Source organism: Bradyrhizobium nitroreducens (genome assembly GCF_002776695.1).
Lineage (GTDB): Bacteria > Pseudomonadota > Alphaproteobacteria > Rhizobiales > Xanthobacteraceae > Bradyrhizobium > Bradyrhizobium nitroreducens.
Window position 1 is genome coordinate 4,963,212 of the sequence record NZ_LFJC01000003.1, and the last position, 14,802, is coordinate 4,978,013.

A 14,802-nucleotide genomic window follows, 5' to 3' on the forward strand; every position below is an offset into this window, starting at 1 on the left:
ACGGAGAACGCTTGCGTCCCTCACGTGAGGTGACGACGTGACCTTTCCCGACATCACCCCCGCTCTCAAAGTGGCGATGCCGGACTTGCGCGGCCGGCTGCTGGCCAACCAGTCGCTCGCCGAGCTCACCTGGTTTCGCGTCGGTGGTCCGGCGCAGGTGCTGTTCACGCCGGCGGACGAGGACGATCTCGCCTATTTCCTCGCGCATCTCGCCTCCGACATTCCCGTCCATGTCGTCGGCGTCGGCTCCAACCTCATCGTGCGCGACGGCGGCATTGCGGGCGTCGTGATCCGGCTTGCGCCGCGTGCCTTTGGCGAAGCGAGTGCGAGTGGCGATGTCGTCACCGCGGGCGCGGCGGCGCTCGACAAGCGAGTGGCGGAAGTCGCGGCCTCCGCCAATATCGGCGGGCTCGAATTCTATTTCGGCATTCCCGGCACCATCGGCGGCGCGCTGCGCATGAATGCAGGCGCCAATGGCGGCGAGACTAAGGACGTGCTGATCGAGGCGAGGGGCGTCGGGCGCGACGGCACCAAGCACGTGTTCTCCAACGCGGACATGAAGTTCGTCTACCGCAACAGCGGCGTCGATCCCTCCATCATCTTCACTTCCGCGCGCTTTCGCGGCGAGATCAGGGATCCTGATGCGATCCGCGCGCGCATGGCGGAGGTGCAAAGCCATCGCGAGACCGCGCAGCCGATCCGCGAGAAGACCGGCGGCTCGACCTTCAAGAATCCGCCCGGCCATTCGGCCTGGAAGCTGGTCGACGCCGCCGGCTGCCGCGGCTTGCGTGTCGGCGGCGCGCAGGTCTCCGAGATGCACTGCAACTTCCTGATCAACACCGGCGATGCCACCGCGCACGACATCGAGGCGCTGGGCGAGACCGTGCGCGAACGGGTGAAGGCAAATTCCGGAATTGAGCTACACTGGGAAATCAAGCGGATCGGGGTTTCCGTGTGAGTGTCATTCCGGGGCTCGCGACTTCGTCGCGCCCCGGAATGACGAACGAGAGAGATTACGGACTATGACCATGCGCATCACCATCCTCTTCGGCGGCTCCAACCGGGAGCGTCTGGTTTCGGTCGCTTCGGCCCAGGCGCTGCATCAGGCACTGCCCGAGGCCGATCTCTGGTGGTGGGACGTCGAGGACAAGGTGCATGTGGTGCAGTCCAAGCAGCTGCTCGAACATGCCCGTCCGTTTGAGGACGAGTTCAAGCCGGGAACGTCAGGCATTCCGCTGGAGCAGGCGCTCGACCGGGCCAAGGCAGAAGATCGCGTGCTGGTGCTCGGCCTGCATGGCGGACGGGCCGAGAACGGCGAATTGCAGGTGATGTGCGAGGCGCGCGGCGTGGCTTTCACCGGCTCCGGCTCGGCGTCCTCGCATCTCGCCTTCGACAAGATCGCGGCCAAGCGCTTCGCCGCGCTCGGCGGCGTGACGCCGCCGGCCAACATTGCGCTTGATGATATCGATGAGGCCTTCGCCGAATACGGAAAGCTGATCGCAAAGCCGGCCCGTGACGGATCGAGCTATGGCCTGATCTTCGTCAACGCCAGGCAGGACCTCGTCGCCGTCCGCAACGCGGCCAAGCACGAGGACTACGTGATCGAGCCCTATATCGCCGGCGTCGAGGCGACCTGCGGCGTGCTGGAGCGCACCGATGGCTCGATCATCTCGCTGCCGCCGATCGAGATCATTCCGGGCGAGGGCAATTTCGACTACGCCGCAAAATACCTCCTGTCGACGACCCAGGAGATCTGCCCCGGCCGTTTCGCACCCGAAATCACCGCCGCGCTGAAGGCGCAGGCGATGCTGGCGCACCGGGCGATGTCCTGCACCGGTTATTCCCGCTCGGACTTCATCGTCTCGGCCAAGGGTCTCGTCTATCTCGAAACCAACACGCTCCCCGGGCTGACCAAGTCCTCGCTCTACCCCAAGGCGCTGAAAGCCGAGGGCATCGCGTTCGACGACTTCCTGCGCGGCCTGGTCGAGCTCGCCGGGCGGGGCGTACGGAAATAGTTAGGACTGGTTAACGGCCGCATCGGCGAAATGGGCCGGTTTGGCGTCCAAAACCGGTAAAATGCCGGACATCGCGGTACAAATGCCTCACAGAGCGGGGCAAAATGCGCCGGACGTTAACGAACTTTACCTTTTGTTTACCAGGACGTCCGAAGGTTAACGCTGGCGGCGCATATGGCGCTTTGGCTGCCGGCGCGTGAGCTGTCGCGGGTGATGTCACCCCCGGCGCACGCTTTGAAGGGGAGTGGCTTCTTCTGCTGAAGACCAGCACCCGACCCGGCACGTCCGAGACGTCATGTTCGCCAGGATCCGCGCGATGTCGCGGGGAAACTGTTGACGAGCTCGTGCAATGGATGGAGCAGGAAGCCTCACCCGGTCCTTTTTCAGATCGCTGAGGCCCCAAGCTGACCTGAAGGCGGCCGCGATCGGAGCGGTCGTGCTTCTGCGCGAGTGGATGCAGGACAAGCACGCTGAGGCCCGCGCCGCCGCCAAGGACAGGATCAAGACCAAGGCCCGGGCCAAGGCCGTCGTCGAGCGCGAGCCGCCGCCGCGCTTGGTCGCGCTGGTCGAGCGCTATCTGCCGCGCCGGGTCGGGATCAGCATGACCGTGCTGCTGCTGATCGGCAGCTGCGGCTTCGGCATCGTCAAGGGCGGCCATCTCCAGGATTTCATCACGGCGGTGAGCGACGCCCGTAACGCGCTGGCCAATTCCGCCGGGTTCCGCATCACCTCGGTCGTGATCAACGGCCGCAAGCAGCTCACCCAGGACGAGATCCTGGCGATCGGCGGCGTCAGCGGCCGCTCTTCGCTGCTGTTCCTCGACGCCGACGCGGTGCGCGACAAGCTCAAGGCCAATCCCTGGATTGCGGACGCGACCGTGCTGAAGCTTTACCCGGGCCGGCTCATGATCGAGCTCACCGAGCGCAAGGCGTTCGCGCTGTGGCAGGAGGCCGGACGGCTCTCGGTCATCGCCGACGACGGTGCCGTGCTCGAGCCCTATGTCTCGCGCCGCTTCCTGTCGTTGCCGCTCGTGGTCGGCAAGGGCGCCGAAACCCAGGCCCGCGATTTCCTGGCGCTGCTGGCACGCTATCCGCAGGTCAATGCGGTGACGAAGGCGGCGATCTACGTCGGCGAGCGGCGCTGGAATCTGAGGCTGAAGGACGGCCTCGACATCCGCCTGCCCGAGCAGGACGTCGGCAACGCGCTCGCGATGCTGTCCAAGCTCGACAAGGAGGACCGGCTGTTCTCCCGCGACATCGTCGCCGTCGACATGCGCCTGCCCGATCGGCTGGTGGTGCAGCTATCCGAGGACGCCGCCAAGGCGCGCGAGGATCTGTTCAAGGACAAGAAGAAAAAGAAGACCGGGGATTCCGCATGACCGGTCTCGATCGCACCCAGACGCCGAAGACCCGCCAGATGCCGCATAAGCGCGGCGGCCTCGTCGCCTGCCTCGACATCGGCACCAGCAAGATCGCCTGCATGATCGCGCGGCTGAAGCCGTCTGCGCCAAGTGAGGCGTTGCGCGGCCGCACCCATGCGGTGGAACTGATCGGATACAGCCAGATCCAGTCGCGCGGCATGAAGGCCGGCGCGGTGATCGATCTCGGCGAATGCGAGCAGGCGGTGCGCCAAGCCGTCGCGCTCGCGGAGAAGATGGCCAAGGTGCGGGTCGAGTCCGTGCTGCTCTCGGTCTCCGGTGGCCGGCTTTCCGGCCAGCTGGTCGAGGCCGCAGCCGACATCCGCGGCGGCGCCGTGACGCAGGCCGATGTCAGCCGCGTCACCTCCACCGGCATGCGCCACGCCACCGGCGAAGGCCGCACCGTGCTGCACGCGCTGCCGGTCGGCTACACGCTCGATGGCGTCAAGGGCATCCGCGACCCCCGCGGCATGGTTGCCCACCAGTTCGGCATCGACATGAACGTCGTCACTTGCGACGCCACCGTGGCGCGGAACCTGATGCTGGCGGTGGAGCGCTGCCACATCAATGTCGAAGCCATGGCGGCGAGCCCCTATGTGGCCGGCCTGTCGGTGCTGACCGACGACGAGGCCGATCTCGGCGCTGCCGTCGTCGAGATGGGCGCTGGCACCACCACGATCGCGGTCTATTCCGGCGGCCGTTTCGTGCATGCGGCGGGTTTTGCGGTCGGCGGGCAACACATCACGATGGATCTGGCGCGCGGACTCTCCGCGACCATTGCCGATGCCGAGCGAATCAAGACGTTATACGGGACCGTCATCACCGGCGGATCGGACTCGCGTGAGCTGATGTCTGTGCCGACGGCCGGTGACGAGCAGGATCTGCCGCAGATCGTTTCCCGCGCCACCATCGCCAACATCGTCAAGCACCGTGCCGAGGAAGTCTTCGAAATGGTTCGGGACAAGTTGAAGGATTCGCCCTTCGCCTCAGAGCCCAACGGCCGCGTCGTGCTTTCGGGCGGAGCCTCGCAGCTCACCGGCCTCGTCGAACTCGGAACCCAGATTCTCGGCCGGCCCGTGCGGGTCGGACGTCCGCTCGGCTTCGGCCGGCTGCCCAACGAGGCGAAGAACGCCGCGTTCGCGGTGCCGGCCGGACTCCTCGTCTACCCGCAATATGTTCACCTCGAACATGTCGAACCGCGGCATACGCGGCAGCAGGTCAAGACAGGGACCGGCGGCTATTTCGGAAAGGTCGGACGATGGCTACGCGAGGGCTTCTGATGAATCATTTCCGCAATTCCCGACTTTCACCAACTCCCGCGGCCGCTGGCCGGGGCGAACCCACGCGCGCGTGATCGAGAGGCAAACATGACCATCAGCATCAACGTTCCTGATATTCACGAACTGAAGCCCCGGATCACCGTGTTCGGCGTCGGCGGCGCCGGTGGCAACGCCGTCAACAACATGATCACGGCGGGCCTTCAGGGCGTCGACTTCGTGGTCGCCAACACCGACGCGCAGGCGCTGACGATGTCGAAGGCGCAGCGCATCGTGCAGATGGGCACCGCGGTCACGCAAGGCCTCGGCGCCGGCTCGCAGCCGAACGTCGGTGCTGCTGCTGCTGAAGAAGTCATCGACGAGCTGCGCGACCATCTCTCGGGCGCCAACATGGTGTTCGTCACCGCCGGCATGGGCGGCGGCACCGGCACGGGCGCTGCTCCCGTGATCGCCAAGACCGCGCGCGACATGGGCATCCTCACCGTCGGCGTCGTGACCAAGCCCTTCCACTTCGAGGGCGGCCGCCGCATGCGCACGGCTGAAGCCGGCATCAACGAGCTTCACAAGGTCGTGGACACGCTCCTGATCATCCCGAACCAGAACCTGTTCCGGGTCGCCAACGAGAAGACCACCTTCGCCGACGCCTTCGCGATGGCCGACCAGGTGCTCTACTCGGGCGTCGCCTGCATCACCGACCTGATGGTCAAGGAAGGTTTGATCAATCTCGACTTCGCCGACGTCCGCGCCGTCATGCGCGAGATGGGCAAGGCGATGATGGGCACCGGCGAAGCCTCCGGCGACAAGCGCGCGCTGACCGCCGCCGAAGCCGCGATCGCCAACCCGCTGATCGACGATTCCTCGATGAAGGGCGCCAAGGGCCTCCTCATCTCCATCACCGGCGGCAAGGACCTCACTTTGTTCGAGGTCGACGAAGCCGCGACCCGCATCCGCGAGGAAGTCGACCAGGACGCCAACATCATCGTCGGCGCCACATTCGACGAAGCGCTCGACGGCCTGATCCGCGTCTCGGTCGTCGCCACCGGCATCGAGCAGGCTGCGATCGCCCGCAACAGCCAGGCGACCTCCGCTCCGGTCGCGAACGCCGCGCCCCAGGCGCAGCAGGCGCCCGCAGCTCCGGCCGCAGCCGCCGAGAGCCGTCTCGCCGACCTGACCGCGCGTCTGCGCGCCGACAACCAGCGCCTGGCCGAACGCGCCCAGAAGCTGGAATCCTCGATCCCCGCAGCCCAGGCTCCGACCGCTGCCTCGCCGATGGCGCCCCGTCCGAACGTCGAGCGCGCCGCGCTCGCCGCCATCGCGGCTGCCGTTGCTGATGTCCCGCAGGCACCTGCGCCGACCCAGACCTATGGCGACGTGACCGTGCGTCCGATCGCGCAGAAGCCGACCCTGTTTCCGGAGCCTGAGCAGGCCCCGCTTGCGATCCAGGAGCCGATGACGCCCGAAACCTTCATCCCGCCGCAGGCCGAGCGGGGGCCGAGCCGTGCGCCCCGGATGCCGCGTATCGACGAACTGCCGATCCAGGCCCAGGCCGAGATTCGCCAGGCCCGTGGCGAGGTCGAGGAAGAGCCCACGCACAAGACCCGGCTGTCGTTGCTGCAGCGCCTCGCCAATGTCGGCCTCGGCCGTCGTGACGAGGAGAGCGAGCCGGCGCCCGCCGCCCGCACCGCCGGTCCCGCGATGCCGCCGCTGCCCGAGCGCCGCCCGCAGAAGACCGTGGCGCAGCAGATCGCGTCGAGTGAGCCGGTATCCGAGTATGCTCGCCGTCCCGCGCCCCAGGGGCTGGACATGCATGGCCGACCGGCGCCTGTTGCGCCGACGCCACAGGGCGACGACCATCTTGATATCCCGGCCTTCCTGCGGCGGCAGGCGACCTGAGGATTGTTACAATAAGGCGGACGAAAAAGGGTCCCGGCAACAAGCTTGCCGGGACCTTTCCTTTTGTCCCCTGCATGCCGCGATTATGCGACCAAACAACTGATTTTAAATCATTAATTACGTATTCGGGTGTTCAGTAAAACTGCCGGAGACGGCCCAAAACCTCGGCGCAATTTGGTTAAGCCTTGGCGCGAATACGGCAGGTTTGGGGTAACAATCGGTAAAAAAGCGTGAGTTGGCGCTGTTTGAGGCAGTGACTATGGTTTGCCGTGACTTGGGGATACGGAGATTCGTAAGCGTCGGCGCTGGCCGGCCAAGCGGGTCTCGTATAAGTCGCAGTGGGTCGTAGTGGGGCGGGTTCCTGATGAAATTTAGCCGGCAAACAACGCTTCGTGCGCAAGCCTCCGTGGCAGGCGTTGGCGTTCATTCCGGTCTTCCCGTTACCCTGACGCTTGGGCCCGCGCCTGTCGACGCGGGTTTTATTTTTGTCCGCACCGGGCTCGAGGGAAGTGACCGCGAAGTTCAGGCGACGGCCGGGCAAGTGGTTGCGACAGATCTCGCGACCGTGCTGGGTGACAGCGAGGGACCGCTCGTCTCTACCGCCGAGCATGTTCTGGCAGCCTTGCGCGGCATGGGCGTGGACAATGCCACCATCGAAGTCGACGGTCCGGAAGTGCCGATCATGGACGGCAGCGCCGCGGCCTTCGTTGCGGCGATCGATCAGGCTGGGATTGTCACTCAACCGGCGCCGCGCCGCTTCATCCAGGTTTTGAAGCCCATCTCTGTCGCAATCGGCGACTCCTTTGGCGAATTGCGGCCCTATGCCGATGGCTTCCGCGCCGAAGTCGAGATCGATTTTGCCAATCCCGTGATTGGTCGGCAGAGCTACACGTTGGAGCTGGTGCCGGAGCGGTTCCGCCGTGAAGTTGCGCGCGCCCGGACCTTCGGTCTGATGTGCGATCAAGCGCGGCTCTGGGCTGCCGGCTACGGTCGCGGTGCTTCCTTCGGCAACACCGTGGTGTTCGACGAGGAACGGCTCCTCAATCCCGAGGGCCTGCGCTACGCCGATGAATGTGCCCGCCACAAGGTACTGGACGTGATCGGCGATCTCTCGCTGGCCGGCCTGCCGCTGCTTGGCGCCTACCGCTCGGTGCGTGGCGGCCACAAGCTCAACCACGCTGTCCTGACCGCGCTGCTCGCCGATCGTACCGCTTGGCGGGTGGTCGAGGGCGAGGCGGCCCGCCGCACCACGCGTCCCGTGGGCGACGTCGGTCGCGGCATCGTCGGCGGCCGGATCGCTGCGGCCTACGGGCCGGACGTATCCTGACGGCCTTACCGTCGCGGGCATTGGCCGCGGCTACCCCGGGAAACTCCTGGTAACCATGATCGGCTAGCATTGCGGCAAGTTCGCCTTAATCCGGGCGGAATGCCTGCCTATCCGGTTGGTTAAAGATCGCTTTTCGGATACATCGGCGTGGTCGCATGGCAAGGCACCACGGTTACATTTCGCGCCCATGACGGGGTTCATGGGCTGGCGGGCACCGCATCACAGGGCGTCAGGGCTTAAACTCATGTCGGCACAGCGTATGACGCGCGGATATTTCCAGGCCTCGTCCCGAGAGGTCTCGTCGCGAGCCCGTGGGCTGCTTCAGGCCGTCACCTTCGTTCTGCTTGCACTGCCGCTCGCCGGCTGCGGCACCGGCTCGCTCTGGGACAAGTTCACCGCCAAGGACGACACCTTCGTCGAGGAGCCCGCCGACAAGATCTACAATGAGGGCCTGTACCTCATGAACGAGAAGAAGGACATGAAGGCGGCGAACAAGAAGTTCGAAGAGGTCGACCGCCAGCATCCTTATTCCGACTGGGCCCGTAAATCGCTGCTGATGTCGGCCTATGCGTCCTACCAGGGCGGTGACTACGACGGCTGCATCGGCGCCGCCACGCGCTACGTGACGCTGCATCCCGGCAGCCCGGACGCGGCCTATGCGCAATATCTGATCGCAGCCTCACATTACGACCAGATCCCGGACGTCAGCCGCGACCAGGCTCGCACCGAGAAGGCGATCGCCGCGCTGGAAGAGGTGGTGCGCAAATATCCGAACTCGGAATACGCGACGTCCGCCAAGGCCAAGATCGAGGGCGCGCGCGACCAGCTCGCCGGCAAGGAAATGAATACCGGCCGCTACTACGCGCAGAAGCGCGACTACACGGCCGCGATCAACCGCTACAAGACCGTCGTCACACAATACCAGACCACCCGCCATGTCGAAGAGGCGCTCTACCGGCTGACCGAAGCCTATATGGCGATCGGCATCGTGGGGGAGGCGCAGACCGCGGCGGCTGTGCTTGGCCACAATTTTCCTGACAGCCGCTGGTACAAGGACGCCTATAATCTTGTAAAATCCGGCGGTCTCGAGCCGAGCGAGAATCAGGGGTCCTGGATCAGCAAGACCTTCAAGAAAATGGGTCTCGGCTAGGAAATAGGGTTCCATGCTGGCGCGTCTGTCGATCCGTGACATCGTCCTGATCGAACGGCTCGATATCGAATTCGCCGCCGGGCTCGCGGTTTTGACCGGCGAGACCGGTGCGGGCAAATCCATCCTGCTTGATGCCTTTGCGCTGGCGCTCGGCGGCCGCGGCGATGCCGGCCTCGTGCGCCACGGCGCGGAGCAGGGGCAGGTGACGGCCGTGTTCGATGTCCCCAAGAATCACCCCGCGGCGAAGATCCTCGCCGAGAACGGTCTGGACGATACCGGCGAAATGATCTTGCGCCGCGTGCAGCTCACCGATGGCCGCACCCGTGCCTTCATCAACGACCAGTCGATCAGCGTGCAGACGCTGAAGGCGGTCGGCGCCGCCCTGGTCGAGATCCACGGCCAGCATGACGAGCGCGCGCTGGTCGATGCCGCCACCCACCGCCGCTTGCTCGACGCCTTCGCCGGGCTGGAGAAGGACGTCGCCGCGGTCGAAACGCTCTGGGACGCCCGCCGCACCGCCAACACCGCGCTCGAGGAGCATCGCGCCGGCATGGAGCGCGCCGCGCGGGAGGCCGACTATCTGCGTCACGCCTCGGCCGAGCTGAAGCAGCTTGCGCCCAAGGACGGCGAGGAGACCTCGCTCGCCCATCGCCGCACCACCATGATGCAGGGCGAGAAGATCGCCTCCGATCTGCGCGAGGCACAGGAGGCGGTCGGCGGCAATCATTCGCCGGTCGCGGCCCTGTCGGCCGCCGTGCGCCGGCTGGAGCGCCGCGGCGTCAATTCGCCGGCGCTGGTCGAGCCCGCCGTGAAGGCGATCGACGCCGCGATCAACGCGCTGGAGGAGGCCGACCAGCACCTCCAGGCCGCGCTCGCTGCCACCGACTTCGATCCGGCCGAGCTCGAGCGTATCGAGGAACGGCTGTTCGCCCTGCGCGCCGCCTCGCGGAAATATTCGACGCCGGTCGACGGGCTCGCCGCGCTGGCCGCCAGATATGCCGCCGACGTCGTGATGATCGATGCCGGCGCCTCGCAATTGAAGAAGCTGGAGCAGGCCGCGATCGAGGCGGACAGTCGCTATGCCGCCGCTGCCAAGAAGCTGTCGCTGGCGCGGCAGAAATCGGCGGAGAAGCTCAACAAGGCCGTCAACGCCGAGCTCGCCCCGCTCAAGCTCGAACGCGCAAAATTCATGACCCAGGTCGCGACCGACGAAGCCGCACCGGGGCCGCAGGGGTTCGACCGCGTCGAGTTCTGGGTCCAGACCAATCCGGGCACCAAGCCGGGGCCGATGATGAAGGTGGCTTCCGGCGGCGAGCTGTCGCGTTTCCTGCTGGCGCTCAAGGTCGTGCTGTCCGATCGCGGCTCGGCGCCGACGCTCGTCTTCGACGAGATCGACACCGGCGTCGGCGGCGCGGTTGCCGACGCCATCGGCGCTCGCCTGGCGCGGCTGGCCGGCAAGGTCCAGGTGATGGCCGTGACCCACGCCCCGCAGGTCGCCGCCCGCGCCGACCAGCATCTGCTCATCTCCAAGGACGCCCTCGACAAGGGCAAGCGCGTCGCCACCCGCGTCAACGCGCTCGCCGCCGACCACCGCCGCGAGGAGATCGCGCGCATGCTGGCCGGCGCGGAGATCACCGCCGAGGCGAGGGCGGCCGCGGACCGGCTGCTCAAGGCGGCGACGGCTTAGGCTTCCACCGTCATTCCGGGGCGATGCGCAGCATCGAACCCGGAATCTCGAGATTCCGGGTTCGGCTCTTCGAGCCGCCCCGGAATGACTGCTCAATTGCAGTTCGACTCGTATAGATCATCCCAGTTTGGATTGTCCTTTTCGACCAGCTGGGTTTTCCAAGCCCGCCTCCACGTCTCGAGTTCTTTCTCGCGTGAGATTGCCGAGATTGGATCGTCATAGGCCTCGAACCAAACCAACCGGGATATGTTGTATCTAGCGGCGAATCCAGGGACCGCTTTGATTCGATGTTCATAGACGCGGCGCACCGGGTCATTGGTGATGCCAACGTAGATTGCCCCATCGCGTCGGCTTGCTAGAATATAGACGTAATACGCCATAGCCCCTCCCACGACTTCGTCATTCCGGGGCGCGAAGCGCGATCCCGGAATCTCGAGGTTCCGGGTCTGGTCCTTCGGACCATCCCGGAACGACGAGCCACAACTTTAAGTATAATGGCCAGAGCAGCAAAATCGAAACCGCCTCGCGACGTCGCCGATCTCACCAAGGCACAGGCCAAGGTCGAGCACATGCGGCTGGCGCTCGAGATCGAGGGGCACAACGAGCGCTACTATCAGGAAGACGCGCCGACCGTCACTGACGCAGAGTACGACGCTCTGCGGCAGCGCCTCAATGCGATCGAAAAACGCTTTCCGGAGTTCGTCAGCGCGGATTCGCCGTCGCAGAAGGTCGGCGCCGCGCCGTCCGGCCGCTTCAAGAAGGTCCGGCATTCCGTTCCGATGCTGTCGCTCGACAACGCCTTTGCCGAGGAGGACGTGCGCGACTTCGTCGGCCGCATCGTGCGCTTCCTGAAGCTCGATGACGACAAGATCAATTTCTCCGCCGAGCCCAAGATCGACGGGCTTTCGATGTCCCTGCGCTATGAAGGCGGCGAGCTCGTCACCGCGGCGACGCGCGGCGACGGTGCGGTCGGCGAGGATGTCACCGCCAATATCCGCACGCTCGAGGACGTGCCGCAGAAGCTGAAGGGCCGCAACATCCCCGATATCTGCGAGGTGCGCGGCGAAGTCTACATGACCAAGAAGGCCTTTCTTGCGCTCAACGAGCGGCAAAAGGCGGCCGGAGACACCATCTTCGCCAATCCGCGCAACTCGGCCGCGGGCTCGCTCCGCCAGAAGGACCCGACCATCACCGCCTCGCGCCCCCTCGGCTTCTTCGCCTATGCCTGGGGCGAGATGAGCGCGATGCCGGAGGAGACCCAGAGCGGCATGATCCACTGGTTCGAGCGCTGCGGCTTCAAGACCAATCCGCTGACCAAGCTCTGCCATTCGGTCGAGGAGTTGATCGCGTTCCATCAGAGCATCGAGGAAGAACGCGCCGAGCTCGACTATGACATCGACGGCGTCGTCTATAAGGTCGACCGCATCGATTGGCAGGAGCGCCTCGGCTTCGTCTCGCGCACGCCGCGCTGGGGCATCGCCCACAAATTTCCGGCCGAGCGCGCCATGACGGTGCTGCGCGACATCGAGATCCAGGTTGGCCGTACCGGCTCGTTCACGCCGGTCGGCAAGCTCGAGCCGGTCGGCGTCGGCGGCGTGATCGTGCAGAACGTCACGCTGCACAACGAGGACTACATCAAGGGCATCGGCAACAAGGGCGAGGTGTTGCGCGAGGGGCGCGACATCAGGATCGGCGACACCGTTGTGATCCAGCGCGCCGGCGATGTGATCCCGCAAGTGGTCGACGTCGTCCTCGACAAGCGGCCGAAGGGTGCCCGCGAATTCCATTTCCCGAAGAAGTGTCCGTGTCCGCTCCACACCGATGTCGTGCGCGGCGAGACCGCCGCCGGCGAAGAGGAAGCGCGCGCCCGCTGCACCGGCGAGTTCGCCTGCCCCTATCAGAAGATCGAGCATCTCAAGCTGTTCGTGTCGCGCCGCGCCTTCGACATCGACGGTCTCGGCGAGAAGCAGTTGCAGTATTTCTTCGACGAGGGATGGGTGAAGGAGCCCGCCGACATCTTCACGCTCGAGAAGCGCAATTCGAAGCTCAAGCTGGAAGAGGTCGAGGGCTACGGCGAAATCTCGGTGCGCAACCTGTTCGGCGCCATCGAGAGCCGCCGCAAGATTGCGCTGGAGCGCTTCATCTATGCGCTCGGCATGCGCCATGTCGGCGAGACCACGGCGCTGGCGTTGGCGCGCGGCTACGGCTCGTGGGAAGCCTTCCACGACGCCTGCCTCAAGGTCGCCAAGGGCGACGAGGAGGCGATGGCGGAAATGGACGCGCTCGACCAGATCGGCGACACCGTGATCAAGAGCATCGCCGATTATTTCGGCGAGAGCCACAATCGCGGCATCGTCGAGCGGCTGACCAGGGAGGTCGAGATCGTCGACGCCGAGAAGCCGAAGAGCAACTCCGCCGTCGCCGGCAAGACCGTGGTGTTCACGGGCTCGCTGGAGAAGATGACGCGCGACGAGGCCAAGGCCACGGCTGAGCGCTTGGGGGCGAAGGTGTCGGGCTCGGTGTCGAAGAAGACCGATCTCGTCGTCGCCGGCCCCGGCGCGGGCTCGAAGCTGACGGAGGCCAACAAGCACGGCGTCAAGGTGCTGACCGAGGACGAGTGGCTGAAGCTGATCGGGGAGTGACCGCCGGCGCCGTGACCTCCCCCGGCCTCAGGCGATCCCGGCGGCCCCTGCCGATTGTTGCCTGGTCTTGTCCGCGAGTGCCACGGATTGCTCGAGATCGTACAACCGCAATTGGTCGGCGAGATTGAAGCGCGCCGAGATGCAGTCGCCTGTGTCGGTCACTTTCGCCGCTTCCCAAGGACAGCCCGTCATACACAGCGGCGCGACGTGACAGCTCCGGCACGCGGGTTTGGCTGATGGTTCATACCCCGCCCATTGCTGCTTGACTTCGTTGGGCTGCGGCTCCGTCGCCGGACTATAGCGACCCAGCGCCTGACGCGCATCCTGGTGCGCTTCGTTCCAGCAGTTGAAGATGCCGCCGCCCGGGCCGAGCACGAAGCTGTTGTTGCTGTCCGCCGAGCAGAGCGCCCCGCGCTTGGGTTGCGGCAACATGGCCCCGCTGGCGAATCCCTTGCGGAACTTGAGGAACTTGAATTGCGTCTCGATGGCTGCGAACTCCTCCTTGGTCAGGATATCAGTCGCGCCGACCTCGTCGGTGTAGTGCCAGACATGGCCGAGATAGACGCCGACGTGGCGCAATCCGCGTTCCGTGAGCGCATCGAGCAGCTCCTCCAGACCGTCGACGTTTCGATGGTCGACATTCACGCGCACCAGGATCGGGATATGCCGGGCCGCGGCCACCAGATTGTCCAGGATGCGATCGAAGGTGCCGTTGCCGGCAAGGGTCGGTCGACGGATGTCGTGATGCCTCCGTGCACCATCGAGCGTGACCTGCGCATCGCCGAAGCCCGGAATACTTGCCAGGAAGGCAGCGCGTGCCTCCGTCAGCAGATAGCCGTTGGTGATGATGCTGTGCCCGAACGTGCAATCGCGCTCCATCGCGAGCGCGTGAAGCCGGGGAGCCAGTTTTTCGATCACATCGAATGCGCCCAGCGGCTCACCGCCGAACCAGGTGACGTTGAGCGACGTCCCGGCTTCCAGCCGGGCGTCCACGAACGCCAGCAGATCGTCGATCCTTGCATCGTCCATACGGGTGTTCGAATGGCTCTGGAAGCAATAGCCGCATCCGAAATTGCATGTGATCGTCGGCGCGATAGTGAGGCCGAGGCCACGCGAGGCGGCCTTGCCGCCGTGATAGCGGTTGCTGATTTCGGTCTGCTCGTCGCATTCGTCCGGAATGACGAAACCGTTCTCGATCAGGGTCTTCTGAAACGGCCTGACGGGTTCGGGTGGGCTCCCTGTCGTCTCGATCGACGCAAGCAGGGCCTCGTAGTCGTCGAGCCGTTCGGCATCGAGCGACAGGAACGCTCCGGTCAGCGCGTTGAACGCGAGATGCTTGCCCGGAGCGAAGGATGAGGTCAGACAATTATAGGCCGAGATCTTCATTGTCGGTG

General features: G+C 65.4%; 11 protein-coding genes. 9 read left to right on the plus strand and 2 right to left on the minus strand.

The window, feature by feature from the left end; translation table 11 throughout:
- Window positions 1-37 precede the first annotated feature (37 nt).
- The 8 genes from murB (at window position 38) to recN (ending at window position 10,766) form a co-directional block, all read left to right on the plus strand.
- Window positions 38-958 (plus strand): UDP-N-acetylmuramate dehydrogenase, encoded by a 921-nt coding sequence (gene murB / locus TSA1_RS24005; protein WP_100178488.1) that lies wholly within the window; start codon window positions 38-40, stop codon window positions 956-958.
- A 70-nt stretch (window positions 959-1,028) separates the two neighbouring features.
- Entirely contained in the window at window positions 1,029-2,015 is a 987-nt protein-coding gene (locus TSA1_RS24010) for a D-alanine--D-alanine ligase family protein (RefSeq protein WP_174719050.1), read from the plus strand.
- 349 nt (window positions 2,016-2,364) lie between these two features.
- A complete protein-coding gene (locus TSA1_RS24015) occupies window positions 2,365-3,393 on the plus strand; it encodes a cell division protein FtsQ/DivIB (protein ID WP_100178490.1) in 1,029 nt (342 codons plus the stop codon).
- Window positions 3,390-4,712, plus strand: coding sequence for a cell division protein FtsA (ftsA, locus tag TSA1_RS24020; RefSeq protein WP_097663106.1), 1,323 nt, complete (start codon window positions 3,390-3,392; stop codon window positions 4,710-4,712). Before TSA1_RS24015 ends, ftsA begins: the two co-directional genes overlap by 4 nt.
- 87 nt (window positions 4,713-4,799) lie before the next feature.
- The gene (gene ftsZ, locus TSA1_RS24025; RefSeq protein ID WP_100178491.1) at window positions 4,800-6,602 is read left to right on the plus strand and encodes a cell division protein FtsZ; all 1,803 of its coding nucleotides are present in this window, start codon (window positions 4,800-4,802) and stop codon (window positions 6,600-6,602) included.
- A 364-nt stretch (window positions 6,603-6,966) separates the two neighbouring features.
- Window positions 6,967-7,929 (plus strand): UDP-3-O-acyl-N-acetylglucosamine deacetylase, encoded by a 963-nt coding sequence (gene lpxC, locus TSA1_RS24030; RefSeq protein ID WP_100178492.1) that lies wholly within the window; start codon window positions 6,967-6,969, stop codon window positions 7,927-7,929.
- Window positions 7,930-8,173: 244 nt separating this feature from the next.
- On the plus strand, window positions 8,174-9,079 hold the full coding sequence (locus tag TSA1_RS24035; RefSeq protein WP_100178493.1) for an outer membrane protein assembly factor BamD: 906 nt from the start codon (window positions 8,174-8,176) through the stop codon (window positions 9,077-9,079).
- A gap of 13 nt (window positions 9,080-9,092) precedes the next feature.
- A complete protein-coding gene (gene recN / locus TSA1_RS24040) occupies window positions 9,093-10,766 on the plus strand; it encodes a DNA repair protein RecN (protein WP_100178494.1) in 1,674 nt (557 codons plus the stop codon).
- Window positions 10,767-10,858: 92 nt separating this feature from the next.
- Here the strand turns inward: recN and TSA1_RS24045 are convergent, their stop codons facing one another.
- Window positions 10,859-11,146 (minus strand): GIY-YIG nuclease family protein, encoded by a 288-nt coding sequence (locus tag TSA1_RS24045; protein ID WP_100178495.1) that lies wholly within the window; start codon window positions 11,144-11,146, stop codon window positions 10,859-10,861.
- 114 nt (window positions 11,147-11,260) lie between these two features.
- Here TSA1_RS24045 and ligA point away from each other — a divergent pair, with 114 nt between their 5' ends.
- A complete protein-coding gene (ligA, locus tag TSA1_RS24050; protein WP_174719051.1) occupies window positions 11,261-13,408 on the plus strand; it encodes an NAD-dependent DNA ligase LigA in 2,148 nt (715 codons plus the stop codon).
- A gap of 27 nt (window positions 13,409-13,435) precedes the next feature.
- On the opposite strand, the gene TSA1_RS24055 is transcribed toward ligA, so the two are convergent.
- Window positions 13,436-14,794, minus strand: coding sequence for a radical SAM/SPASM domain-containing protein (locus TSA1_RS24055; RefSeq protein ID WP_100178497.1), 1,359 nt, complete (start codon window positions 14,792-14,794; stop codon window positions 13,436-13,438).
- Between the last annotated feature and the right edge of the window lie 8 nt (window positions 14,795-14,802).